This is a genomic window from Streptomyces sp. SM1, from assembly GCF_002910825.1.
Lineage (GTDB): Bacteria > Actinomycetota > Actinomycetes > Streptomycetales > Streptomycetaceae > Streptomyces > Streptomyces okerensis.
Map to the genome: position 1 here is coordinate 1 of NZ_NEUB01000157.1, position 215 is coordinate 215.

Annotated in this window: 1 pseudogene; it reads right to left on the reverse strand. The window is 74.9% G+C overall.

Annotation, left to right across the window (positions count from 1 at the left end):
• A pseudogene (locus B9S61_RS40620) lies at positions 1-215 on the reverse strand (hypothetical protein); the annotation flags it as partial.

Here is a 215-nt window from a genome sequence, read left to right on the forward strand (position 1 = left end):
ACGACCGCTCCGGTCAGTACCACGGTTCCGGGGCGCACCACCAGGATCAGGGCCAGCACCGTGCAGAGCACCGACAGCCCGACGGTGAAGGCGTGCAGGCCGAGGGGGACGCCGTCGCGCTGCAGCGGGAAGTGGGGCACCGCGCACACGGCGAGGGCCACGGCGGCGAGCCAGCTCGACCAGATCGCGGGCCTGGCGACCTGCCGTGGCGCGCG